Annotated in this window: 25 protein-coding genes and 1 tRNA gene; 12 read left to right on the forward strand and 14 right to left on the reverse strand. The window is 49.1% G+C overall.

All coding sequences use genetic code 11. The features are described 5' to 3' along the window. Nucleotides 1–62 precede the first annotated feature (62 nt). From IPF95_14685 to IPF95_14705, 5 genes are all read right to left on the reverse strand, one after another. Nucleotides 63–875, reverse strand: a complete 813-nt coding sequence (locus tag IPF95_14685) for a mechanosensitive ion channel (protein ID MBK6475934.1) — start codon at nt 873–875, stop codon at nt 63–65. A gap of 93 nt (nt 876–968) precedes the next feature. Beyond that, the gene (locus IPF95_14690) at nt 969–1,802 is read right to left on the reverse strand and encodes a mechanosensitive ion channel (protein ID MBK6475935.1); all 834 of its coding nucleotides are present in this window, start codon (nt 1,800–1,802) and stop codon (nt 969–971) included. 29 nt (nt 1,803–1,831) lie between these two features. Beyond that, a complete protein-coding gene (locus IPF95_14695; GenBank protein ID MBK6475936.1) occupies nt 1,832–2,035 on the reverse strand; it encodes a hypothetical protein in 204 nt (67 codons plus the stop codon). Continuing rightward, nucleotides 2,032–2,619: an RNA polymerase sigma factor gene (locus IPF95_14700; protein ID MBK6475937.1), complete on the reverse strand. Its 588-nt coding sequence runs from the start codon at nt 2,617–2,619 to the stop codon at nt 2,032–2,034. The genes IPF95_14695 and IPF95_14700 overlap by 4 nt, the downstream gene beginning before the upstream one ends. 449 nt (nt 2,620–3,068) lie before the next feature. Next, nucleotides 3,069–3,143: transfer RNA gene (locus IPF95_14705), tRNA-Val, on the reverse strand. Nucleotides 3,144–3,514: 371 nt separating this feature from the next. On the opposite strand from IPF95_14705, the gene IPF95_14710 reads away from it, so the two are divergent. After that, nucleotides 3,515–4,150 carry a sterol desaturase family protein gene (locus IPF95_14710; GenBank protein MBK6475938.1) on the forward strand — a complete coding sequence of 212 codons (636 nt, stop codon included), beginning with the start codon at nt 3,515–3,517 and terminating at the stop codon, nt 4,148–4,150. A 129-nt stretch (nt 4,151–4,279) separates the two neighbouring features. Here the strand turns inward: IPF95_14710 and IPF95_14715 are convergent, their stop codons facing one another. From IPF95_14715 to IPF95_14735, 5 genes are all read right to left on the reverse strand, one after another. Further along, nucleotides 4,280–4,660 (reverse strand): DUF805 domain-containing protein, encoded by a 381-nt coding sequence (locus tag IPF95_14715; protein ID MBK6475939.1) that lies wholly within the window; start codon nt 4,658–4,660, stop codon nt 4,280–4,282. A 267-nt stretch (nt 4,661–4,927) separates the two neighbouring features. Continuing rightward, nucleotides 4,928–5,929, reverse strand: a complete 1,002-nt coding sequence (locus IPF95_14720) for a S1/P1 Nuclease (GenBank protein MBK6475940.1) — start codon at nt 5,927–5,929, stop codon at nt 4,928–4,930. Nucleotides 5,930–5,931: 2 nt separating this feature from the next. Next, nucleotides 5,932–6,693 carry a 2-phosphosulfolactate phosphatase gene (locus IPF95_14725; protein MBK6475941.1) on the reverse strand — a complete coding sequence of 254 codons (762 nt, stop codon included), beginning with the start codon at nt 6,691–6,693 and terminating at the stop codon, nt 5,932–5,934. Next, nucleotides 6,693–7,787, reverse strand: coding sequence for a glycine cleavage system aminomethyltransferase GcvT (gene gcvT, locus IPF95_14730; GenBank protein MBK6475942.1), 1,095 nt, complete (start codon nt 7,785–7,787; stop codon nt 6,693–6,695). The genes IPF95_14725 and gcvT overlap by 1 nt, the downstream gene beginning before the upstream one ends. 77 nt (nt 7,788–7,864) lie before the next feature. Then, nucleotides 7,865–8,968 carry a glycosyltransferase family 4 protein gene (locus tag IPF95_14735; protein MBK6475943.1) on the reverse strand — a complete coding sequence of 368 codons (1,104 nt, stop codon included), beginning with the start codon at nt 8,966–8,968 and terminating at the stop codon, nt 7,865–7,867. A 68-nt stretch (nt 8,969–9,036) separates the two neighbouring features. On the opposite strand from IPF95_14735, the gene IPF95_14740 reads away from it, so the two are divergent. From IPF95_14740 to IPF95_14775, 8 genes are all read left to right on the forward strand, one after another. Next, the gene (locus IPF95_14740; GenBank protein MBK6475944.1) at nt 9,037–10,920 is read left to right on the forward strand and encodes a polysaccharide biosynthesis protein; all 1,884 of its coding nucleotides are present in this window, start codon (nt 9,037–9,039) and stop codon (nt 10,918–10,920) included. A gap of 34 nt (nt 10,921–10,954) precedes the next feature. Then, nucleotides 10,955–11,356, forward strand: a complete 402-nt coding sequence (locus IPF95_14745) for a hypothetical protein (protein MBK6475945.1) — start codon at nt 10,955–10,957, stop codon at nt 11,354–11,356. Between the two features lie 138 nt (nt 11,357–11,494). Beyond that, complete coding sequence (locus tag IPF95_14750; protein ID MBK6475946.1) at nt 11,495–11,875, forward strand: four helix bundle protein; 381 nt, start codon at nt 11,495–11,497, stop codon at nt 11,873–11,875. 111 nt (nt 11,876–11,986) lie between these two features. Beyond that, nucleotides 11,987–12,388, forward strand: coding sequence for an acyl-CoA thioesterase (locus tag IPF95_14755; protein ID MBK6475947.1), 402 nt, complete (start codon nt 11,987–11,989; stop codon nt 12,386–12,388). Continuing rightward, nucleotides 12,385–13,095 carry a DUF4197 domain-containing protein gene (locus tag IPF95_14760; protein ID MBK6475948.1) on the forward strand — a complete coding sequence of 237 codons (711 nt, stop codon included), beginning with the start codon at nt 12,385–12,387 and terminating at the stop codon, nt 13,093–13,095. Before IPF95_14755 ends, IPF95_14760 begins: the two co-directional genes overlap by 4 nt. 9 nt (nt 13,096–13,104) lie before the next feature. Beyond that, nucleotides 13,105–14,004 (forward strand): nucleoside phosphorylase, encoded by a 900-nt coding sequence (locus tag IPF95_14765; protein ID MBK6475949.1) that lies wholly within the window; start codon nt 13,105–13,107, stop codon nt 14,002–14,004. 9 nt (nt 14,005–14,013) lie between these two features. Then, entirely contained in the window at nt 14,014–14,820 is an 807-nt protein-coding gene (locus tag IPF95_14770) for an FkbM family methyltransferase (GenBank protein MBK6475950.1), read from the forward strand. Next, entirely contained in the window at nt 14,813–15,673 is an 861-nt protein-coding gene (locus tag IPF95_14775) for a GntR family transcriptional regulator (GenBank protein ID MBK6475951.1), read from the forward strand. Before IPF95_14770 ends, IPF95_14775 begins: the two co-directional genes overlap by 8 nt. 45 nt (nt 15,674–15,718) lie before the next feature. On the opposite strand, the gene IPF95_14780 is transcribed toward IPF95_14775, so the two are convergent. Continuing rightward, complete coding sequence (locus IPF95_14780; GenBank protein ID MBK6475952.1) at nt 15,719–17,428, reverse strand: M28 family peptidase; 1,710 nt, start codon at nt 17,426–17,428, stop codon at nt 15,719–15,721. A 227-nt stretch (nt 17,429–17,655) separates the two neighbouring features. Here IPF95_14780 and IPF95_14785 point away from each other — a divergent pair, with 227 nt between their 5' ends. From IPF95_14785 to IPF95_14795, 3 genes are all read left to right on the forward strand, one after another. Beyond that, nucleotides 17,656–18,498, forward strand: coding sequence for an ABC transporter permease (locus IPF95_14785; GenBank protein MBK6475953.1), 843 nt, complete (start codon nt 17,656–17,658; stop codon nt 18,496–18,498). A gap of 11 nt (nt 18,499–18,509) precedes the next feature. Next, complete coding sequence (locus tag IPF95_14790) at nt 18,510–19,742, forward strand: ABC transporter ATP-binding protein (GenBank protein ID MBK6475954.1); 1,233 nt, start codon at nt 18,510–18,512, stop codon at nt 19,740–19,742. Between the two features lie 170 nt (nt 19,743–19,912). Next, the gene (locus IPF95_14795; GenBank protein MBK6475955.1) at nt 19,913–20,800 is read left to right on the forward strand and encodes a transglutaminase family protein; all 888 of its coding nucleotides are present in this window, start codon (nt 19,913–19,915) and stop codon (nt 20,798–20,800) included. A 129-nt stretch (nt 20,801–20,929) separates the two neighbouring features. Here the strand turns inward: IPF95_14795 and IPF95_14800 are convergent, their stop codons facing one another. From IPF95_14800 to IPF95_14810, 3 genes are read right to left on the reverse strand one after another with little or no spacing between them, the layout of a single operon-like run. Then, the gene (locus IPF95_14800; GenBank protein ID MBK6475956.1) at nt 20,930–21,520 is read right to left on the reverse strand and encodes a sugar transferase; all 591 of its coding nucleotides are present in this window, start codon (nt 21,518–21,520) and stop codon (nt 20,930–20,932) included. Nucleotides 21,521–21,522: 2 nt separating this feature from the next. After that, nucleotides 21,523–22,800: a DegT/DnrJ/EryC1/StrS family aminotransferase gene (locus IPF95_14805; GenBank protein ID MBK6475957.1), complete on the reverse strand. Its 1,278-nt coding sequence runs from the start codon at nt 22,798–22,800 to the stop codon at nt 21,523–21,525. Next, nucleotides 22,797–24,017, reverse strand: a complete 1,221-nt coding sequence (locus IPF95_14810; protein ID MBK6475958.1) for an O-antigen ligase family protein — start codon at nt 24,015–24,017, stop codon at nt 22,797–22,799. Before IPF95_14810 ends, IPF95_14805 begins: the two co-directional genes overlap by 4 nt. Nucleotides 24,018–24,033: the final 16 nt, after the last annotated feature.

Below are 24,033 nucleotides of genomic sequence, written 5' to 3' on the forward strand. Positions count from 1 at the left end.
GTTGTGTCCTGGTTTTTGGGGCGCGCAAAAGTACACGCTTGGTTTTGAGTTCATTTCGGTGCTTACTTCACGGGTATCATGTGCACATCACGCTGTGGAAATGGGATACTTATCCCTGCTTCATCCAATGCGACCTTACAGCTCTCCAACGTGGTGAAATACACATCCCAATAATGTTCTGGTGCACAATGCGGACGAACGGCCAGATCCACAGAGCTTTCGTTCAGGTTCACTACACCAACGAACGGTGAGGGATCCTTTAGCACCAATGGTTGGTCATGCATTACCTTCATCAGGGCCTGCTTCGCTGTAGCGATGTTACTGGTATAGCTTATGCGTACGGTGAGGTCCACACGGATCTTACCTTCAGCAGTGTAGTTCACAATCGTTCCATTGGCCATTACGCCATTTGGGACAATGGTCAACTTATTCTCTGGCGTGATCAAGGTGGTCGTGAAGATCTGGATCTCTTTCACATGGCCCAATGCACCTTGTGCTTCGATGAGGTCGCCTACTTTGTAAGGTTTGAATAACAGGATGAGCGTCCCACCTGCGAAGTTGGCAAGTGTTCCTTGTAAGGCCAATCCAATAGCAAGGCCTGCAGCACCAAGGATAGCTATGAAGCTCGTTGTCTGTACACCCAACATACCGATAACGGTAACGAACAATAGGATACGAAGTCCAACGGATACCAAGCTGCTCAAGAAACGCTGCAACGTAGGTTCAACCCCGCGTTTCACCATGATCTTGGTGAACATTCTGGAGAGCATACCGATGACCATGCTTCCGATCCAGAACACGAGCAATGCTCCGATCGCTTTAGGTCCGTACTCCATGGCGAAGTCCATTATCCGGTTCGACCAACTTTCTGCCATTGTGATCTCATCATTCATCTTTGATCCAGGGTTTTAATGGTTCAGTTACTAATACTTACGCCGGTGATCAAGGGAACCGGGAACAGCATTGAATTATTCAATGTTCGGTGTTTCAAGGATCTCAATTCTCTCGGTGATCAAACGGCTCGTAGGGATCAGTACTTCGCCTTTGACGGTCCGTAGGGTTACGGTCATACTATCGATCCTATCAATAACACCTTCATCCTCTCCTACTTTGATCCGCATACCGGGTTTGAACCGATCCTTTCCGTAAAAGCTACTTAGGATGTTCGTAAGAATGTTACGAGAGGCGTAGGCATATGCAAGGCCAAAGGCAAATAATACCCCAGCCAAAATTATTTGAAGATTAGAAGTGATCAGTTCAGTATCGACACCAGCTACGTTCAGTGCAGTAATGGAAATGAAAAGCACGATAATACCTCCAAGGACCTTACCCATGCTGCGACCACCGCTGATCCCCAAGGTCTCCGTTAAGTTCGTAATAACCGTGTTCACTTGCTCCCCGACCCAGAGTCCGGCCATGAAAATGACTATGGCAGTGATCAATGTGGGGAGGTAGACGAAAAATGCGCTTACGCCATCCTGTACGCGGGTCATGCCCATTATATCCGCAGCAGCCATAATAAAGACCAGCATGATCCCCCCATAGATCAGCATGCCAATGAAATTTCCGAATGAGTGGATACCGACCTTTCTCATTACACTGGCTATACCGCTTTTCTGGGCCAGCTGGTCCAATTTGCCGCTAATGGTGCGCTTAAGGATCATTCGGATCAGTTTCGCGAACAGCCACCCGATCAACAGCACAATGATCCCAGCAATAATGCTGGGAAGCGCATCAATGATCCCGCTCAAATAGGTGTCGAAGGATTTGTTCAATCGGTCCAAAATGTAATTAAGATCCATGTCGTTCTAGGTGTTATCGATCCGCTTTGTTAAGGTTTTGGATCATGTACACTATTATCGTTCCTACCTACCAATCTAATGTTCTCAAAGAATGCCATTCCAAAATCGGACATGAACAATTGCATGAAGCGCATAAGGAGCATAATGCGTTTGACGTTTCCGATCACCTCTTTCTTGAGGTTCTCAGGCGGTTGGTCCGAAGGCCGAATGATCTGGAAGGGATTCTGGCTCATCGCTCTTCCGGATAAAGTTCGTAATACTTGGCCAAGGCACGTTCACGTGCTCGAAGGACCCTCATTTTCACAGCACTCTCGCCAATGTTCAATAATTCACTGATCTCCTTGACCGAATGCTCCTCTTGATACTTCATCAATAGCATGGTCCTATCAGTAGGATCCATTGCCGCCAGTACCTCGTCAATATGCTCGCTTCGTAGATTCAACAATTCGCTCTCGTAGGTATCTTCTGCAATATCCTCGGTCATGGACTCATCATCCACTTGCGTTGACCGTTGACGTTGTGCTTTGCGCAGATGGTCCAAGCAATAATTGTAGGTGATGCTATAGACCCACGTCCCGAATTTAGAACGGTGATCGAACTTGGAGAGGTTGACGAATACTTTCAGGAAAATATCGTGCGTGAGGTCGTGTGCGAGTTCCTTGTCTCGCGTCATACCGATGCATTTTTGATAAACCTTCGTCACGTAACGATCATAAAGTAGCCCGAACCGATCAGCATCCATGGAATGCTGTAACTCCGCAACGAGTTCTTCGTCACTTAGCAGGCTATCGGCCTTGGCTTTTTTCTTGAACAGCACTTTATTGGTAGGAGATGGCTTTTGGACGCACCGACCACGGATCGGTCACTTTGATGGCTCAGGAAGAAAGTCATGATCCATAAATACCAAGCCAAAGGACTCTTTGATCCGAATGAACGGAAAGCCACTAGTGACATGGCATGCATTGCAATTCTCGATCATTACGTGTCACTGTGCAGCAATCTCTTAAAAAACACCTTACTCTTATCGTGTGGTTTCCTAGGAGCCAGTGGTCTTTTCGCCATAGATCCGTATAAAATTACTCTCATCCACACCATCAGGCATCACATTTCCATCCGCCATGACCTTCTTGGCCTCTTCCATTTCATTAAAATGGAATTTGACCAAAAGAGAAGATCGCAATAGCTACGGCAAAGAGCGCCAGAACGATCGGTGTACGTGACATTTTTAGCTTATCGAACGAAGTCCATCCGTATCAAAAGAACTAGTGGGCAATGCCGGATTCGAACCAGCGACCCCTACCTTGTCGAGGTAGTGCTCTAAACCAGCTGAGCTAATTGCCCTAGTGCTTTTTTGCGGGGGTGTAAAAGTAATATTGTACTGGACAATTGATCCTTGATCCCCAAGGCTATCGCCTCTTAAAATTCACGCAACTTATTTCTGCGACCCATTTCAGGGTCGAAATTCTTGCTGGGTATTGCCGAGACCTAATTTCTGTGACCTATTTCAGGGTCGCATAATGCAGATGCTACGATCCGCCGTACGGCGGATCGTAGAAATTAGAAAATCAGAACGCGATGCCCGTCTTTCGACCCGGAAAGGGTCGCAGGATCTGAGTTTCAATATAAACAAAGGTAGCCCTGCTTGATCACAAATACCTTACATGATCCATTCGTAAAAAGTCTATTATACCTTTGCAGAGGAGTAGAAGAATATGGCGAAGAAGATCGATGATAGTGGTAGGATGTTCGAAAGCCCTCTTATGGAGGCACTTACTAAAACGCATATAGCATTCCCGCTTACAATTTTCTTCGGTACCGGGGCACTTGCTCTCTATTGGTGCATTGGGCCGCTTGGTCTTGGGATCATCGGTTCATTGTCCCTATTCATCGTTGGTGGCATTTTCTTTACGCTGGTTGAATATCTGGTGCATCGCTATTTCTACCATATGGGTGTGGATACAGCTCGTAAGGCCAGACTCCAGTATCTTTTTCACGGCGTGCATCACGATCACCCTCGGGATAAAAAGCGTTTGGCAATGCCACCACTTATGAGCGCATTCATGGCAGTACTGTTCGTGGGTATCTACCGCTTATTGATGGGGAATTATGGTTACGCATTCGGTGGTGGATTCATGACGGGTTATGCCACTTACTTGCTGATCCATTACGCCATACACATCTACACACCTCCAAAGAATATTTTAAGGATCATCTGGAAGCACCATAACCTGCATCACTTTGTTGGGGACACGGGGGCGTTCGGAGTTAGCTCTCCTTTGTGGGACCACATCTTCGGAACCATGCCGGAAGACCCACTGAAGAAGCGTAAAATGCAGACCAACACATGAGCTCTTCCCATATGAATAGAGCCTTCCAAGCTGCATCGTTCAACAATTGAAAAAAACGTTGAAAGAGAAGGCCCAGTATGCGTTTCATACTGGGCCTTCTTTTTATTGAACGAAGTTGATCACTTCATGCTAAACCGGATCTGGAGCTTCCTTTGGGTTCGGACCCCATTTGTTCGCGCCAGGGACACTGTCCTTAAGGGCTAAAACTAGCAGCCAAATACCACCGATAAGCGGAATTAGAACTATCAGAAACATCCAACCACTTTTACCAACGTCATGCAACCGTCTTACCCCAACAGCAAGACCTGGAACCAACAAGGCCAAAGCAACCAGTCCATAAAAAGGCCCATAGGGTACCTCTTCGCTCATTGTTAAACCAAGGACATTATCAAGAACCATAGCGACAATTGCCGCAATAATGTAGAACAGAGTGAACATCCAGTATTCTTTTCTTCTTGCTCTGCTGCTAAAGTCCGCGTATTGCTTCAGTGCTTTTAGAAACCAATTCATGAGAGTGGGTTTTAGGTGAGAAAATGAATCCAATCCCGCTCATTCTGATGCGGAACAGATGCAATATATGCTGGATCAATAAAGCTCGAACTAACTCCCCTCCGATGTTATTAACAACTTATTCACCTAAGGACCAAGTTGTTCAAGATCATCGAACCTAACAATACAGAAGCGTGATCTCAGTGGACCTGGGTTGATCCCTAACGTTGAAATGATGTTCACGCAAAGAGCAGTTATCCCTATCGGATCACTGAGCACGGATCCGGATCACTCATGATCCCTTCCAAAGCCCTTTCCTCCTTCTTTCCAAAGTTCAGCTTCAGCTTTCAGAACGGCTTTAAGGCTATCACTCACTTCCTTATCCTCAAACCGTTCAAGATCCGGCTGACCTGCTGCAACCCAAGCGGAGTACCACAAACTTCCTAGTGTAATAATGGACGAATTCATGCGTGATTCTACCATACCACCCATGGCCGCTTCATACGCCATCGTGAACTCCCTTGAATAGGTGCGCATTCCACTTCTTCCTCGATCCTCGAAAACGAACTTTCGGTCCTCTGGAAATTCAATGCTCAAACGCTTTTCTATCCCAAATACGGAATCCAAGTGTGAGTGGCTGTCCTTAACGGCGATCCAAGCAGCATCCAAAGGCCTGTCAATGATCTGCGCTCGACCGACCAAGTGATCATAGTTCTCTGCGCTCAACTCAGGGATGCGTGATTCCCAAAAAGCATGTATCCCGTATTGGTCCGTGAACTGTCCATTGTAATTCTCGGTCGTGTGGAGCGGCACATGTGCATCTGCGATGTAATGGCCCAGTTCGGTCGCGTTCCTCAATATCCGGTCCACATCGCCACGTTGGAATGCCGCCACTAATCGCCCGAACATAACTTCGATGTGCCAAGGCACGATCCCGTATGCCTGTAAAGTATCTTCCGTGTATTTCGTAATGGCATCATCCCATTTCTTGGGCATCACATCAAATACGTCCTCTCCCGCCTTTTCATAGTGATCTATGTCGATGTAATGGCGTTGCGCCTCCCCTTCGACCGCATACCGGCGTGCATCCGGATCAACGGCATGGTCACTGATGAAATCGATGTGCCGTTTAAAGAACCCGAACATCTCTGGAGGCAACGTATAGCAGGCCATTCGGTTGATCCGCTTGTGGCCGTAGAATCCCCATGCATTAGCATCCGGAGCCGTACGTTCAGGGAATGCAAGGAAGATCGCCAATAGAACGATCAGAACGACAAATGTCCTTTTCAACATTATGCAGGAACAGGAGTTTCCAAGCGAACGAGTTCGCCATTGCGCAGCACTGGGATAACGTTACACTGATCCTGTGTCAGGCAATACTTCACGTCAGCATGCATTTTGAGTTGATCGATACGCCGTCTACGTGGTGCAGCTTTCAGTATTCCCATAACATTCTCTTTTGCCGCGAGGTACATGTACTTGGCAGCTATGCTCGAATCCTCTTCTACCCCGAATTTACCACTTTCCAATAATCGATCCATGACCGCACCCGCAAAAACGGAATCCTCCAGATTGAACTTATCCTTCCAACCAGAGCAGAGCAGTAGAATATTATCATTCTGTTGCAGCAACCAATCGGTCAATGCGGTCAAGTTCAGAAATGAACCGATCACCAACAAGCGTGCATCCATAGCAAGGTTGATCGCTTTGGTACCGTTCGTGGTGGTCATAACAATGGTCTTTCCTGTTAGATCTTCATCGATATAAGCCAACGGGGAATTACCGTAAGAGAAGCCTTCCACTATTTCACCATCACGCTCGGCAGCCGCGATGTATCCAGGCTTACCAATGAATTTACGCGCTTCCTCGATCGTGGACACCGGAATGATCTTTTCCACGCCATTGTCGAAGGCTGCTACCATGGCAGATGTCGCGCGCAGGATATCAATGACCACTACGATACCCATATCTTCTGCGTACAACGGATATTGACCCGGCGTAAAGCAGACCTCCACGCGGTATTTATAATCTACGTTGTTGCTATGGTCCGCCATTATGAAACAATATGGAAAGGTAATTTCACAACTACACCTTTCAATATTTTTCCACGCACATCGATCAGGATCTCGCTACCAACACCTGCATTTGCAGTTGGCACGTATGCCATACCGATGGGCTTCTGTACAGTTGGCCCCATCGTGCCCGAAGTGACCCGTCCGATAACACTACCATTGGCATCAACAACCGGATGGTCATGACGTGGGATGCCTCGGTCGATCAATTCGAACCCTACGAGCTTCTTTTCCACTCCTCTTTCCTTCTGTTCCTTGAGTGCTTTGGAATTGGTGAACTCCTTGGTGAATTTGGTGATCCATCCAAGACCAGCCTCAAGCGGTGAAGTAGTATCATCAATATCGTTGCCGTAAAGACAGAATCCCATCTCCAATCGGAGCGTATCGCGTGCAGCCAATCCAGTCGGTTTTATGTCAAAAGGTCTACCCGCTTCCATGATCTCGTTCCAAGCCTTTTCAACATTCGGGTTGGGTACATACACTTCATAACCACCGGAACCAGTATATCCTGTGGTGGCTAGCAGCACCAGACCGACGCCTTTCATTTCGGCATACATCGCCGTGTAATAGGGCATTGCGCCAATGTCCTCCGTAAAGAATCCTTTCAATGTATCTGTTGCCTTGGGCCCTTGTACAGCCAAAAGCGACATGTGGTCACTAATGTTCTCCAATTGGGCATCGAAGGTGTTGTGCGCGTTGATCCAGTCCCAATCTTTTTGGAGGTTTGATGCATTCACAACGAGCACATAATGCTCATCGTCCTTATGCTTCATGTGGTATACGAGCAGGTCGTCCACAATGCCACCTGTATTGTTCGGCAGACAACTGTATTGCACTTTACCCGGCGTAAGTTTACTCGCATCGTTGCTGGTAACTTTTTGGATCAGATCAAGAGCTTGAGGGCCGCGTACAATGAATTCACCCATATGACTTACATCGAACATGCCAACTCCTTGGCGAACGGTCACGTGTTCATCATTTACGCCACTGTATTGCACCGGCATTAAATAGCCGGCGAAGGGTACCATTTTGGCACCGAGCTTTTCATGAACATGAGAAAGAGCCGTGCGTTTCAATTCGGTATCAGTATCCATTTCGTATGTGATTTTTATTGATTGTATCCATCATTCCGTGATCCCAGGACCGGAGCGGATCAAGAAATGGATGGTTTATTTTCGATCAAAGTACGGAAGAGTTCGAGGTAACGATCCCGCCAAGCAATAACAGAGTATTTCTGCTCTACCGTGGAACGCGCTGCCCGACCCAACCGACCGCGAAGATCGCTATCCTGGATCAGTTGTCCCAGTTTTTCGATCCATTCATCTTCAGAGTCGGCTAAAAAACCATTCTCACCATCGTTGACCATTGACACATTAACGCCCACCCTGCTCAATACAACGGCCTTTCCCATGCCCATGTACTGCAAACCTTTGAACCCGCATTTTCCACGGCTCCACTCATTATCGGGTATCGGCATAATACCAATATCGATGGGTGCAAGGTCCTCGGGCTCGGTTATGCTGTTCCAGAGTATATTCTCAATAGGTAGCCCCGGTGCTTCGAACGCTCTATCACTGATCACTCGAAAAACGATCCTGTTCAGATACTTCGCATAAAGGCTTCGTAACATGGGGATCACTTGGATAAGGTGGGCCATACTGGTGTGCGACCCGGTCCATCCGATCACTATCTTTCCATCGGGGCGCGGAACATATCCTAGTGGCACGTAGCGTTCAGTATCCACAACTGTAGGGATCACTTCAACGTTCGGATTAAACGGTCGCGCATAGTCCGCCAAGTATTCATTCCCAGCAATTACATGTGTAGCCAGTGGAATGATCTTCGCTATTTTACCAGGATCCTTGAGCCATGCAAGCTTTCGGTTCCCTTCGCTAACATCCAAATGCCAGATCGCATCATCGAATTCATAGATCATGGGCACGCCGGTTCGCGCAAGCAATTTCTCGAACCGCGTGCTCCCGGTCATGAACGCTTCACGCTGAACGAAGATCAGATCGTACTCCTTTGCTTCGCGCACATGTATGGCCCTGCGCCTGAGGCACTTCAAAAAGATCGCACCTTTTGCAGCTAGATTTCCGGATGCATAGAACTTCTTATCATCGGCCTCATCCAAAAGCCAAGCCGTGCGGTGCGAAAACCCATGCTTTTCCCAATACGGCGTGAACTGTTCGAACCGATACCGCTGACTAGGCGACCGGTCTGGCCGGTGGGCGGCTATAAATAGGATCTTGAGCATTCGAGGTCGTTGCAAAGAAAGCGCGTAGGAGCATAGCCATCGCGTCGGTTATCTTTCGCTCCGATCCAATGGTAAGGCAAGGACTCTTTCCCCGCTGGGGTGTTATAGTGGTAGATCTGGCGTTGTGCCTTGTTGCCCTAGGCGTAGCGTACTCACTTCGCTTCAATTTCAGCATTCCCCAGCATGAATTGGATCTCCTGTGGCCGGTTCTTCCGATATTCCTATTGGTCCGGTTGGTCTCATTCTTGATCGCCGGCATACATCGCGTAATGGTGCGCCACACCAATACGCAGGATGCAAGGAGGATATTTCTGACGGTATTGGGAGGTTCATTGACCTTCCTCCTAATCGGAGCGGTGCGCTATTTTCTTGTGGATGAAAAGTATCTTCTACCGTTAAGCATTATCGCGATCGATTTCATGGCCACTGCCATGCTGATGATCTCCACGCGGATCGTTTTCAAGCTCCTACATCTAAGAGCGATCGGCGCAGGAAAGGAAGCCAAGAACGTGGTGATCTATGGAGCTGGCGAAGCCGGATTGATCACGAAGCGAACCCTTGAGCGCGCAGGCACTTTACGTTATGAAGTGGTCGCCTTTGTAGATGACGACACACGAAAAGCAGGGAAACTGCTAGAAGGAGCAACCATTTTTGCGAGCAATAAATTATCACGGTTCCTGGCTGATAAGGCCGTGGATGAAGTGATCATAGCAATAGGCCGACCGGACCCCGAGAATCGCCGAAAAGTGGTTGATGCGGCTATGAAGGCCAACGTGAAGGTCCTTACCATTCCGCCTGTGAACGATTGGATAAATGGTCAGCTGAGCGCTGGGCAGATCCAGGAAGTTCGGATAGAGGACCTTCTTGGAAGGCCTGTGATCCATTTGGACGAAGCCGATGTGATCGCGCGCTTCAAAGGCAAGCGAGTACTGGTAACGGGCGCTGCAGGCAGTATTGGGAGTGAGCTTGTGAGGCAATTGGCCAAATTGGATGTTGCTTCTTTAGCATTGGTCGATATCGCTGAATCCGGGCTGTACGACATTGAGATGGAATTGCTTCGTTCGGGGAACATACCCGGAACACAAGTGATCATTGCCGATGTGCGCGATGAACTTCGCATGAACCGTGTTTTCTCAAGTGTACGTCCCCAGGTGGTATTCCATGCGGCAGCCTATAAGCACGTACCGTTGATGGAGGCACAACCTGCTGAAGCGGTACGAACCAACATCCTAGGGACGCGTAATGTCGCTGAGCAAGCATGTATACATGGTGTAGAACAATTCGTTCTGATCAGTACGGACAAGGCCGTTAATCCTACAAGCGTCATGGGCGCGAGCAAACGGATAGCGGAGATGGTCATCGATAGTATGGCCAGCAAACCAGGCGCACCGCAGTTCATCACAACACGCTTTGGGAATGTACTTGGCAGTAGTGGTTCCGTGATACCGCTGTTCCGGAAACAGCTCGCGGCCGGAGGCCCGTTAACGGTCACCGATCCGCAGGTAACACGCTTTTTCATGACCATACCGGAAGCATGCCGGCTCGTATTGGAAGCAGCGACCATGGGTAAAGGCCGCGAGATCTATGTATTCGACATGGGAGAGCCAATGCGGATAGCTGACCTTGCGGATAAGATGATCCGGTTAAGCGGCTTGGAACCCGGCAAGGACATAGAGATCGCTTACACTGGATTGCGACCAGGTGAAAAACTGTATGAAGAATTACTGGCCACTACAGAGAACACTTTGCCTACGCACCATCCTCGAATTTTGATCGGAAAAGTGCGCCCTGCCGATCCAGAGCAAATACTCTTGGCGGTAGTGCAATTAACGTCGTTAACGGATGAAGGAAACAATGCAAGGATCGTTGCATACATGAAAGCCTTGGTGCCCGAATATAGAAGCCATAACTCCGTGTTCAGTAACTTGGACGCCCCTAGCACAAAGCCCTGACCGTATTGGCGTCACGGGTGTAAAGAACTTCAGAATGACACGTGATAAGAACCTTGAAATAGGTCGTCTGCAACAAGAGATCGGCAACTACATCGGCATGGGTGCTGATAGTTTGGTCTTCAGCTACGAAGAGCACGCTAAAAGTGTAAAGCTATTCTTGACCACACTAAGCCGGACACACAACCAAAGCTTTCTTTTCCAGGCTACTGAAGGAAACGACAAAGTCGATGCGCTCCAACAGATGCTGGATTATGTAAAAACATACAAGGAACGTACCAGCAGCTACACGATCCAGTGGAGCGACAGAGGACGTAATGATCTGGAAACATCCTACTTCAGAGCCAAGAACATCCTCGAAGCGCTGGACAAGCTCTTTTATGACCGCGACCCGAATAGCATTACGGTGTTCAGCGTGATGTTGAATCCTATTTCATAAAGAAGGAGAGTTGGCAGTTTGCAGTGGACAGTTCACAGTCGTTACATAGTTCCATGATGCGAAACTGGTATCAAGAAACTCTTTGGTCAGTATTACAGTCAGCATCAAATTACTTCGATCACCACAACCCTCTTGCCCATGGCTAGTTTCAAAGAAATGATCGCATATCGCAAGGGCTTTGAAATGTCTCAACTCGTGTATAAGCTGAGCAAGAAGTTCCCGAAAGAAGAAACGTACTCCTTGACCGATCAAATTAGAAGGTCATCGCGATCCGTGACCGCGAATTTTGGCGAGGGTTATAGAAAACGCAGGTACCCGGCTCATTTCGTATCGAAAATGACGGACTGCGACGCAGAGAATGCCGAGACACAAGTTTGGTTGGACCACGCGCTGGCATGTGAATATGTAACCAAAGCGGATATAGCACCGATCCTCTCACTGACCGAAGAAGTTGGCAAGCTCCTTGGACATATGATCGACCACCCCGAGAAGTACTGCATCTACCCGAAAAAACCATGAACTTGGCAAGGCATTGCAAACAGTCCATTGCCAACTGCCAACTGCCAACTATAAACTGCAAACTATAAACTGCCAACTGCTACTTGCCCACTGCAAACTGCCTATTACCAAATGAAAACCCCTATCCAGATCCGGTTCAGCGATGTAGACATGGCTCGCCATGTGCACAACGCGGTCTATTTGCACTGGTTCGAGCTGGCGCGTATGGCACTACTGCGTGAAGTTGTTCCTCCCGTGAACGACTGGCGAACGGAAGGCCTGATCCTTGCGCACAATGAAATTGACTACGCGAGGCCTGTGCATTTGAACGATACCATTGAGGCCGAAGCATGGTGCAGCAAGGTCGGAACCAAGAGTTTTGAAATAAGCTATGCGATCCATCGCATTGATAACCATGCTGGTATCTGCGCAACCGGGAAGTGCGTAATGGTCTCTTTCAATTACGTAGTGAATGCTACCATTGCATTACCGAATGATTGGCGCGTGGCGCTGGAAAAGATCGTGAGAAAATGAAAAAGATCGTTGCCTATATCTTCTGTATCGCTTTGGTCGCTTGCTCTCCGCAGGAACTTCAAAGCATTCTTGATGGCACAACTACTGCGGCCTTGAGCAATGACGAGGTGATCTCCGGATTGAAAGAAGCATTACGTATCGGCACTGAACGGAGCGTTGAAAAAGCGACCGGAAGCGATGGATTCCTTAGCAACTCGTTGATCCGAATTCCTTTTCCTCCTGAAGCCATCAAGGTGAAGAACACACTGCTGGATATCGGATTGAACAAACCGGTCGATGACTTTGAGCTTACACTTAATAGAGCAGCTGTAGAGGCGAGCAAGGAAGCAGTGCCCGTGTTCGTGGATGCGATCACCAGCATGTCCATTCAGGACGGTTTCAACCTATTGAAAGGCGGAGAAAATGCAGCCACCAACTTCCTACGGGAAAAGACAGCTACAGCGCTGACCGCCAAGTTTGCACCGGTGGTCCATAATGCCACACAGACAGTGGATCTAACAAGTTATTGGACGCCTCTTGCAACGACGTACAACACCACTACCCTCTTAACCGGTGGCAACGCGGTTGATCCGGATCTGGATGCGTACATTACCACGAAGGCCATTGATGGACTTTTCATTCTATTAGCAGACGAAGAAAAGAAGATCAGGCAAGACCCGTTGGCACGTACCACATCGTTACTTCAGAAAGTATTCGCACAGCAATAATCCCAATTCATGCATCCCATAGTCCTTACTGAACCAGGCGTAGAGATCGCGCCGAGCGAGTTGATCATCAATCCGGATGGCTCTATCTATCATATTGCATTACGCCCGGACCAAATTGGAGATCTGGTCTTCGTGGTCGGTGACCAAGGCCGTGTTGAACTGTTGAGCCGACATTTCGAAAAAGTTGAACACCGCGTTCAGAACCGCGAATTCGTGGCTCATACAGGCGTCTTCAATGGAACCCACGTTACGGCGCTCAGTACGGGCATTGGTACGGACAACATTGATATTGTAATCAATGAATTGGACGCATTGGTGAACATCGATCTGGAAAAGCGCACACCGAAAAGCACGCAAAAGTCATTGCGCATCATCCGTTTGGGTACTTGTGGTGCTCTGCAGGAGGACATTCCATGTGATACTCGGATCGTTAGTGCGTATGGCGTAGGAATGGATAATGTAATGCATTACTACGCTTATGAGAACACGGATGACGAAACGCGCTTATTGAACGACCTGATCCATACTACGGAGTGGCCGGAGAACCTTCCACTCCCGTACGTTGCTAAGGCAGATGCGAAGTTGGTGGAAGCATTGGGCCATGACAACGTGGTTGGTATTACACTAACATCAGGAGGATTCTACGGACCGCAAGGACGTCAATTACGGGCCGTTCCAGCGGTCGGTGACCTGAATGAAACATTAAGCGCTTTCTCGCATGAAGGTCTGCGGGTCTCTAATTTCGAGATGGAGACCAGTGCTTTGTATGGCCTAGGCGGAATGTTAGGACACCGCGTCTGTACCATGTGTACCGTTGTAGCGAACCGTTTACGCAAAGAGTACAGCAAAGACCATCATGGTGCGATCGACCGTATGATCAAAGAGGCGTTGGAACGCGCAACGGCGTAATGTGATCCAATGGCATTCCTCCGATCATTCTTCAAGTACTTCAATATTGCTGTAACGAAATACAGCACGTTGGAACGATTGGAGCGATTGCAAAAGGAGGTTGTCGGTGGTGTTCATTATGACCGTAAAAAGCTTGAACGCACGGGCGAACTGATCAAGTCAAGCAGATCGCAGATACTACAGGATATATTCGTGTTGCATGCATTGAACTTTCAACGAGAAGGCTATTTCGTGGAATTCGGAGCTACGGACGGAAAGGAGAAAAGCAATACCCATTTGCTGGAAAAGGAATTCGGATGGACCGGCATTCTCGCCGAGCCAGCCACGATATGGCATAGCGCGCTCAGGTCTAACAGATCCTGCCACATTGACACCGCTCTCGTTCATGCCAGCACGGGCGAAACAGTGATATTCAACCAAACAGAAGATCCGGAGCTTTCCTCCATTCAGGGACTTGAGCAGGAAAATGAACACTCCAATGCCAGAAAGAACTTCGAATCGTATGAAGTAACAACGATATCGTTGACTGATCTGCTGAGAAAATACGAAGCACCTAAGATCATTGATTACTTGAGCATTGATACGGAAGGCAGCGAGTTCCAACTACTACAGGCATTCGACTTCGGCTCCTATCAATTCCGAGTGATCACGTGCGAGAACAACACGGACAAGAACGGAGTAAAGAGTGATAAGATCGAAAAATTGCTCGGCCAGCATGGCTATGTAAAAAAGTACACAGAGCTATCGCAGTTCGATGATTGGTATATACTTCCGGATCTGCTTCCAAAGCGTAAAGACCAAACTAAAAATGACTGAACCGATCAATAAACTGATACGCACTGGGGTGGTTCAAGAACTGACCATGTTGCGATCCAGTAGCATGGGTGTGTATGTAGGCCACGACAATGACAGCGAGGTCCTTATCCCGAAAGAAGGAAACAACGTAACCTTCGTTCGAAATGGCAAATTGAACGTGTTCGTATACCGCGATGCCAACAACAGGCAGATCGGCAGCACCAAAGAACCTAAGCTGCAACTCGATGAATTCGCACAACTGAAGATCACCGCTGTGGATAAGTTCGGAGCGTATGCGCATTGGGGCTTTGACCCATCTCTAATTGTACCCCATAGCGAGCAAAAACGAGCATTGGAGGAAGGTAGGTGGTATGTGATCCGATTGACGCTTAATCCCGAAACGGATCGATTGTATGGTACAACACGGATCGAGGACCACTTGGACAATACGACACTGACCGTAAAAGAGAAAGATGAGGTAGCGCTCATGGTCTTTGGTAAAAGTGAACTTGGCTTTTCTGTGATCGTGAATAACACGCACCAAGGTCTGATCCACTCGAACGAAGTATTTCGGCCTATATCCATTGGTGACCGGATCACGGGCTACGTAAAGACCATTCGCGAGGACAACAAGCTGGATATAACGGTTCAAGCCATCGGATATCGACAATTCAACGATAAGAACACCGAACTCTTGGCCAAGCGATTGCAACAGACCGGCATCCTGCAATTGACCGATAAGAGCAGCGCCGAAGCCATTTACCGCGAGTTCGGGATCAGCAAGAAAGCCTTTAAAAAAGCACTTGGCGCATTGTATAAGGAACGAAAGGTGCGTATCGAGGAGGATGGCGTTATCTGGATCGGTGACCGGTAAAGGTGGACGCATCCGCTACGTGTGATCCAAGTAGTAACCGAGCGTTCAACGCAGCACCATCAACTTATTGGTCGCAATGATCCTGCCATCCAGTTCTAGTCGATAGGCGTACATACCCGGCTCCATGTCCCGTTCCACGTTCACTTCTTGTCTACCAGGCCGGTTCGCCACTGGAAGTATGAATAGATCCCGGCCCAACGGGTCGGTAATTATGATCCGCGCATATTCCATTTTAACCCCGTTCAATGGAACTACCACAAAGGTGGTATTGGAACTGGTCGGATTCGGAAAACAAGACATGAAAACGCTCGGATCAGGTTGTGAATGATCCAGGATCCCGATCGCAGAGCAGTTTATTCCGTATGGTAGATCATCCATAGGGGCTTCAGGCGTATCGGCATCACTCACAGCCAACAATTCACTCGAGAACGAACTGGTGACTCCATTATCATCAATGGCTGCGGCGCAGATATAATAGCCACTTCCTGCTACCAGCCCAGGGATCAAGAACGAAGTTTCAGTTGTTAGATAGACCGCAGTGAACTCCACGGGGCTGTTCACCCTGCGAGCGGCAACACGGAACGTACTGCACCCGGATGGTGGCACAATGGCGACACGCAATCCCGTGGGTTCATCGGCCAATGTTATTTCCGGTGCCTCTGGGCCCAATGCAAGTAGTGTAGCGGTCATCCCATTGATCAGGGTATTGCGCTGGAGGTAATTGAAGTCCACGAAGAAACTGTCAATTACAAGGTCACCGTCCGTATCAACTCCCAGAATATCATCGCTTGTATGTTGCCTATCCGTATACCCCGGTGATAAAGGGTTCCCAGTACCGTGTTCATTCGCTGCGGTGAAACGTACACTGGTGAAACCCAGTTGGCGGAAAGGAATATGGTCTCCGCCTCGACCAACCCGATCCTCCATATTCATGACCTCAATGGTGGTGGGCACTGCAACTTCGGTCCGCAATTTTTCCTCGTAGAAAAGTTTGATCGACCGAGCCAGGCCACGATTCATGAATTGTGCAGTGCCATTGCTGAATATGCGGAGGTTCAAACTATCCACGGCACCCGGTCCAGGGCAGCTTGGCGGAGAAGAACTGTTGCCACAATAAATTCCCCCAACCACATCATTGTTCAGTACGGCCTTGATCGCAACATCCTTATCAGCGCAATATTGTGCCATTGCTTTAGCACCCAAAAGCCCTTGTTCCTCGCCCGTAGTAAGCATAAAAACCAACGTATTGTCAAAGGTGTACTTGCTGAGGGTCCTAGCCAATTCAAGCACTAAAACGGAGCCGCTTCCATTGTCCTCCGCACCAGGAGCATCGCATTCCAGATCGCAGAGATCCGTGCAACGGCTATCATAATGCGCTTCAATAATGATAGTACGGTGTTCATTGACGGATCGCCCGGGTAACACAGCGATCACATTTCGCAAACCATTCGCGCTTCCACAAACGCCTTGGTTGTCGACATTATCGAATTGAATGTAGGCCGGAATCAATCGGGAATCATTTGCTTCACTTATCTGTTGGAACCGGTCAAAGGCCCAGCGCTGTGCGGCACCGATCCCGGTGACATCCGACGCGGTATCACTGAACGTATTTCGCGTGCCGAACTGCAGAAAGGACATCAGGCTCTCCTTCAACGAATCCGCAGAGATCGCGCTTCGTAGTTCACAAATGATCTCCGCGTGATCATCAATGACATCCGAGGCTGTATAATTCAATGGGTCATGTAAGCCACGCATCGCAAGTTCAGCTGCTGAGCTTGAGCACGAAATATTGCTGACAACTTGCCCATGTAAATACAGGGAGAACGCAATAAATGAACATACGAGCAATGATCTCATGGACTCCGATGTATTGGATGAAGGTAATTACCAAATGCCATAGCCAACATCTTGTGCAATGTTCCCAAAGCCAGCGCTTACCGTAGTTTCGCTCCCGATCGGGTTGAAAAAGAAGAAGGCTCATTATGCACGAACACCGCATCATTCTCGAACCAGGCTCTGCCGATAAGCACTACTGGCGGGACCTGTGGAAGTTCCGCGGGCTGTTCGGCTTCTTGGCTTGGCGCGACATTCTTGTGCGATACAAGCAGACCACCATCGGAGTAGCATGGAGTGTGATCCGACCTGTATTGACATTGAGCGTTATGGCTTTCTTAGGATGGTTGTTCGAGAGCAAGTTGCCCGGAGATGTACCACGGTTATTACTAGTAGGTGCCGCAACACTTCCATGGACCTTCTTCAGCACGGCGTTCAGTGAGGCGGCCAATAGTCTGGTAGCGAACAGGAATTTGCTGACCAAGATCTACTTCCCGCGCTTGATCGTACCGGCAAGCACCGTGATCGTGTGTTTGATCGACTTCTTGATATCATTCATCATCCTCGTGCTTTTGATGATCTTCTATCAATTCGCGCCGGACGTTAAATTACTGTTGCTTCCCTTCTTTCTACTGCTTGCCTTAGTGACTGCAATGGGCACTGGTATACTTATCGCGGCATTGAATGTGAAATACCGCGACTTCCGCTACATCATTCCGTTCATTGTGCAATTCGGTCTATACGTTTCACCCGTGGCTTTCAGCAGTGCGGACATCTACGAAAGCATACGCATCCCTGAAGCGCTGAAATTGCTATACGCCATGAACCCGATGGTTGGTGTGATCGATGGTTTCCGATGGTGCATCCTAGGCGGTGAAACGGCTTTGTACATTCCTGGTTTCCTACTCTCCATCGGTGTCAGTTTTTTCTTTCTCTTTATTGGGATCCGTTACTTCCGTAGAACAGAACGAGGCTTTGCCGATGTGATCTGATGAGCGAACCGATCATATCCGTAGAACACCTCACCAAGCGGTACGTGATACAGCACCAAACGCGTGGGTCGTACACTGCGCTGCGTGACGTGATAACGGAGAAGGCCAAAGCGCTGTTCAAGAAGAGTGATCCCGCTATTTCCTCTGAAGAATTCCTTGCGTTGAACGATGTCAATTTCACAGTTGAAGCAGGCGACCGTGTAGGCATGATCGGCAGGAACGGAGCGGGTAAAAGCACCCTACTTAAGATCCTGAGCCGCATTGTCGAACCCACCAAAGGCCGCGTGGTCATTGATGGTCGTGTGGCCAGCTTGTTGGAAGTTGGCACAGGCTTCCATCCGGAGCTAACGGGTCGGGAGAATATCTATTTGAATGGCGCCATTTTGGGCATGTCACGCGCGGAGATCGCCTCCAAGTTCGATGAGATCGTGGCGTTCAGTGAGGTCGAGAACTTCTTGGATACCCCCGTAAAGCGTTACAGCAGCGGCATGTACACCCGACTCGCCTTCGCGGTAGCAGCACATCTGGAATCCGAGATCCTTATTGTGGATGAGGTACTTGCCGTAGGCGATGCAGCCTTCCAGCGTAAGTGTTTGGGAAAGATGGAGAGCGTTGCAAGCGAAGGCCGCACTGTTCTATTCGTCAGTCACCAAATGGATGCGGTGCAACGCCTCTGCAACAAGGGTATACTATTGGATAAAGGAACTGTAGTAGCGACCGGTGCAATGCGCGATGTGGTTGAAACATATTTACAGCTGAACACACAGAGTGCATCCACTTTCCAGATCGAATTGCCTAAAGGCTTCCGATCAGAAGGCGCAGTTGCAGAATGGCTAAGTATAGAAGATGAACAAGGACGACCCACCAACGAGCTACCTTTTGGCAGTCCATGGCAGATCAGGGTCCGTTTCCAAATAGACCGCCCTTTAGAGAATTTCATCATCGCGATCGGTCTGGTCACCCTACTCGATTTCCCGATCCGCACGACGTGGAGTTCACTGCAAACCATAGCGCCCGGCACGTACGATGCCGTATTCATCAGTGATGGGATCGTACTCACCTCCGGCCAGTTCAAGATCACTTTGGGCTTATCGGTTGACCTACGCAACATTCATTACATCCGCGATGCAGGTGTGCTCACAGTAAGCGATGTAGCAACTAGCAACAAGGACCCGCGTATCATAAGCACCGGAGCTGGTGTGATCATGAACCAGATGGAGGTGCGGGTTGAGTTGATCCGGTAGTTGCAATAGTGTAACTTTCTGGGGCATTCAACACATTCGCCCAGCATGTTCCTTTGAGCAGGAGTTTGTTGAATGGCGAGATCCCACTTTCCATCAACAGCGTACCTGTGAAAACATGGAGTGCGGCTGTGCCGTAACAAAGCCACATCCCGAATAGATTCGCCACCACCATGAGCGATAACGAGCTACGCGCCCTGATCACGTTGATCGACGACCCTGATGAAGCTGTCTACGACCAGATACGTAGCAAGATCGTTGGGTTGGGCGAGGAAGTTGTGCCGCAATTGGAACGCGCTTGGGAGTATGACGACCTAGGCGATATGTTCCGCAACCGGATCGAGGACATCTTGCATACGATCCATCTGGCCGGTGTTACGGATCGTCTAAAAGCATGGCATGCTAGTGGCGGTGAAGACCTGTTGGAAGGCGCATTGATCATCAGTAGGTACCGGTATCCGGATATGGATGAGCAAAAGGTGAAAGCCCGCTTGGCGTCCATTCGTCAGGACATTTGGTTGGAATTGACCGATCATTTGACCGCGTTCGAAAAGGTGCGCGTGTTCAACCACATCTTCTTTCAGATCCACGGTTTCAAAGGCAATAAGCGCAATTATCACGCACCGCAGAACTCCTACATTAACGAGGTGCTGGACAGCAAAAAAGGCAATCCGCTTTCGTTGGCCATCATTTACCAAGTACTCGCTGAGGATCTAGGCCTCCCTATGCGGGGCGTGAACCTACCGAACCATTTCGTTCTCGCCTATTTGGATGAAGAAAGCATGGGCGGTGCCGATCATGGCCAGGATGGTGAAGAGAACGTATTGTTCTACGTAAATGCATTCAGCCAAGGCGATATTCTTGGTCGCAACGAGATCAACGAATTCCTGGAAAAACTAAAGATCGAACGACGGACCTCGTTCTATCAGCCGTGTACGAATTTGGATATTATTCGCCGCCAGATGAACAATTTGGCCAATAGCTACAAGAAGATGGGCGATACTGAACGTAGCGCGGAACTGGAAACGTTGCGGGATCTGTTGGGACCAGCGGAGGTTTAGTTAATTAGCGTATTTGCTGATCAGCTGATGGAGCCCCTGCGTGGTCGAAGAGTTGGAACGCAGACAACGCTGATGGATATGATCTACGATGATCAGATAATTGTGGGCATGGTCCAAGTAGATCCATGATCAGCGGTTCAACAACTTCAAGAAGGTTCTTGCGATTATCCACAGATCAAGTCTCAAATTACGCTCAAGCACATACTGTAGATCCAACTTCAACTTGGCAGGCATCACCTCCTCGATGTAGGTGCGCTCCGGATCTGAACTACGTCCAAGGATCTCGTTCTCATTGATGTAGGCAATACTCGCTAAGCTGCTCAAGCCTGGCCGGACCGTAAGTACTTTGCGTTGTTCCGGGGCATACATGGCCACATAGTTCGGTACCTCCGGCCGTGGCCCAACAACGCTCATATCACCTTTGAGGATGTTGATCAGTTGCGGCAATTCATCGAGCTTAGTCTTGCGCAGGAAATAACCGACCTGCGTTATCCGAGGATCTCTTCCACCGACGGTGATCTGGCCTTGGGCCTCACTACCCACGCGCATCGTCCTGAATTTCAATAGATCGAATTCCTTTCCATCGCGCCCTACTCGCGTTTGACGGAAGAACGCTCCACCCGAAGAAGTAAGAGCCACCAACAAGCCACACACGAAAAGTAGAGGTGCTAACAGCAACAGTGCGCACGCGGATGCGATCATATCAAAACCGCGTTTCAGCATCACCGTTCCAGTACTTCGGTAACAGCGGCTTTTACAGCGGTCACCACTTGGTCGACTTGAGAAGTGGTAAGATCATAATACACTGGCAAACTGATCTCACAGCTATAGTGTTTGTAGGCGTTCGGACAATCTTCGATGCGGTATCCTTTGCTCTTGTAGAAGCTCAAAAGCGGTAACGGTTGAAAGTGGACGTTCACGCTCACATCACGTTTGGAAATGGCCTCGATAACGGCATCACGCTGTGCCTCTGTTACACTTGCCAATCGTAACATGTACAAGTGATAACTGCTTTCGTTCGTAATAATATGATCCGACCCAATGGCGGTTGATGCTTTGATCGGGGTCCTTTCAACAGTGAACGCAGGAATGATGAAACGGTCATCCGAAGAGAACGCCTTATCGTATTGAGCGCATATTTTCTTCCTGCGCGGCATGGTCTCGCTATCGTATCGGGCCAATTCCACAAGCCCAATGGCAGCTTGTATATCCGTCATATTGCACTTATAGCCGGGCTGTGTAACATCATACCGCCAAGCACCGGGCTTGGTCTTGGCAAGTGCATCCTTGCTTTGACCATGCAGGCTCATTACATTGATGTATGCGTACAATTCCTCCACATCGAAAGGCTCCGGCAGATTGAAAGCCAGTGCCCCACCCTCTGACGTTGTAAGGTTCTTCACGGCATGAAAACTGAACCCGGTAATATCTGCTTGGGTACCAACCGGCTTCCCATCTACTCGCGCACCGAATGAATGGGCTGCATCACACAACACCAACGCTCTACCAAGTCTCATCTGCGGATTGCTACCTGCCACGCGGAGATTCACCGCTGGCGTGAAATAGGCGCACATTTCTTCCGCTATGCGCTTGATCTCCTCAACCCTCGCAGGTAATCCACCGATATCAACTGGAATAATACACTTTGTCCGCTGCGTTATGGCCTTGCGCACGGCTTCTGGGTCCATGGTGAAGTCATCAAGAACATCAACCATTACAGGTTTCGCACCAACATGCATCACAATGTTCGCCGTTGCGCAATAGGTGTAAGCGGGAACGATCACTTCATCACCAGGGCCTATCCCATACCAACGCAGCACCAATTCACAGGCATTGGTCCAGCTGTTCAATGCGATCACTTTCTCAGCGCCAAGGTATTTGGTAAGTTGTATTTCGAATTCCTTGGTCCTAGGCCCTGTAGTGATCCATCCGCTGCGGAGTGCATCTTCCACGGCCTTGATGGTAATATCATCTATTCTGGGGGGAGAAAACGGGATCATGCGGAGACTGGTTGTCGATCGATAAGGTCGGACCGTAAAGGTCGCACTCTTTGTAACAACCCGAGCAATGCACCAAAGAACACTACGCCCGCTTGCACTTCAAGGACCGATTCCACCGCAGCGTTCACGACGAACAACATGGCAAAAACCACCAATAACAGGTCCTTTCGCCGCCATGCTAGGTAACATGGCCATATGAAAATGAGCAATGCAACAATAAGGCCCGGCCAGCCCAAGGCTACCCCACCTTGCAGGAATTGTCCGTGACTGTTCAAATTCCGCTTTTCGGCTTCCACGGCGCCTCTGGAGCGATAACAATCCATTAATGCATGCTTGATATCCCCTGTGCCGGCTCCGAAGGGTTCCTGTTGCAGACGTTCTATACTGCACAGCCAAACCACGGTGCGCATATCGCTACCATCCGTGCTGGTGTACATCGCAGGATCACCGGCGAACGCATTCTTGATAGCATTCACACCGCTGGCCATCCGGGCTTTCACCAAAGGTCCTTGTAACCAGACCGCTCCACCGACGAGCGCTAATGCCGTACCTAATAGGATCGATCGCGTTCTCCCTTTGATGCGCATTACTACCACGTAACAGAGGAAAACAAGCACCAAGCCAAGACCAATGATCCCGCTCTTGCTGGCAAGCATCGTTATCCATAGGAACGTTACTACGCTGAAAGCGACAGTCAGCCATCGCGGAAAGCCTGTGACCTCACCGTGCAACAACCGGTAGCCCCAATAGGCTATTATCCAACAGCCGTACCAAGACGTGTAGCTGGGATGCAGATCGAACGAGAACGTGCTTTGACTGAAACAATTGAACAATCCGGAATCGGTGTAACAGTTCCAGGCTTTCGAAAAACCCAGGATCATGGCCACCACCATACCAAGTGAAAACGCCACCATGCTCTTATGCAACAGATCAGGAACTCGTTGCACCAAAGGCCATACCGCGAAAGGCAAAAGCACCAGTCCCAATTTGATCTGTAGGTCGAACAGCCCAAAATCGATATCCGTGGTCCATGCCATACCTACTAGATGCAGCGCATAAAACGCGAACAATGGCCAGATCAATTGCAGATCCGGAAGGGAGCGTGAGCGGATTGCCAGAACAATACCCAGGAGTAGCGCGATCGCGAGTGGTACCGGTAGCCACGCCCCGCTGATCGGCAGCAGTGTGCATACCAGCAACCAGGCCCAAAAGGCCATGGAAAAGAGTGAATCC

The sequence above is a fragment of the Flavobacteriales bacterium genome, assembly GCA_016704485.1.
Lineage (GTDB): Bacteria > Bacteroidota > Bacteroidia > Flavobacteriales_F > PHOS-HE28 > PHOS-HE28.

Excerpts from the sequence above, each read along its gene's own strand:
- IPF95_14690 (MBK6475935.1), bottom strand. The coding sequence starts at position 1,802 with ATGGATCTTAATTACATTTTGGACCGATTGAACAAATCCTTCGACACC.
- IPF95_14740 (MBK6475944.1), top strand. The coding sequence starts at position 9,037 with ATGGTAAGGCAAGGACTCTTTCCCCGCTGGGGTGTTATAGTGGTAGAT.
- IPF95_14785 (MBK6475953.1), top strand. The coding sequence starts at position 17,656 with ATGCACGAACACCGCATCATTCTCGAACCAGGCTCTGCCGATAAGCAC.
- IPF95_14695 (MBK6475936.1), bottom strand. The coding sequence starts at position 2,035 with ATGAGCCAGAATCCCTTCCAGATCATTCGGCCTTCGGACCAACCGCCT.
- IPF95_14710 (MBK6475938.1), top strand. The coding sequence starts at position 3,515 with ATGGCGAAGAAGATCGATGATAGTGGTAGGATGTTCGAAAGCCCTCTT.
- IPF95_14685 (MBK6475934.1), bottom strand. The coding sequence starts at position 875 with ATGGCAGAAAGTTGGTCGAACCGGATAATGGACTTCGCCATGGAGTAC.
- IPF95_14795 (MBK6475955.1), top strand. The coding sequence starts at position 19,913 with ATGAGCGATAACGAGCTACGCGCCCTGATCACGTTGATCGACGACCCT.
- IPF95_14770 (MBK6475950.1), top strand. The coding sequence starts at position 14,014 with ATGGCATTCCTCCGATCATTCTTCAAGTACTTCAATATTGCTGTAACG.
- IPF95_14760 (MBK6475948.1), top strand. The coding sequence starts at position 12,385 with ATGAAAAAGATCGTTGCCTATATCTTCTGTATCGCTTTGGTCGCTTGC.
- IPF95_14750 (MBK6475946.1), top strand. The coding sequence starts at position 11,495 with ATGGCTAGTTTCAAAGAAATGATCGCATATCGCAAGGGCTTTGAAATG.
- IPF95_14725 (MBK6475941.1), bottom strand. The coding sequence starts at position 6,693 with ATGGCGGACCATAGCAACAACGTAGATTATAAATACCGCGTGGAGGTC.
- IPF95_14735 (MBK6475943.1), bottom strand. The coding sequence starts at position 8,968 with ATGCTCAAGATCCTATTTATAGCCGCCCACCGGCCAGACCGGTCGCCT.
- IPF95_14765 (MBK6475949.1), top strand. The coding sequence starts at position 13,105 with ATGCATCCCATAGTCCTTACTGAACCAGGCGTAGAGATCGCGCCGAGC.
- IPF95_14805 (MBK6475957.1), bottom strand. The coding sequence starts at position 22,800 with ATGATCCCGTTTTCTCCCCCCAGAATAGATGATATTACCATCAAGGCC.
- IPF95_14775 (MBK6475951.1), top strand. The coding sequence starts at position 14,813 with ATGACTGAACCGATCAATAAACTGATACGCACTGGGGTGGTTCAAGAA.
- IPF95_14755 (MBK6475947.1), top strand. The coding sequence starts at position 11,987 with ATGAAAACCCCTATCCAGATCCGGTTCAGCGATGTAGACATGGCTCGC.
- IPF95_14715 (MBK6475939.1), bottom strand. The coding sequence starts at position 4,660 with ATGAATTGGTTTCTAAAAGCACTGAAGCAATACGCGGACTTTAGCAGC.
- IPF95_14780 (MBK6475952.1), bottom strand. The coding sequence starts at position 17,428 with ATGCGTGGCTTACATGACCCATTGAATTATACAGCCTCGGATGTCATT.
- IPF95_14810 (MBK6475958.1), bottom strand. The coding sequence starts at position 24,017 with ATGGCCTTTTGGGCCTGGTTGCTGGTATGCACACTGCTGCCGATCAGC.
- IPF95_14745 (MBK6475945.1), top strand. The coding sequence starts at position 10,955 with ATGACACGTGATAAGAACCTTGAAATAGGTCGTCTGCAACAAGAGATC.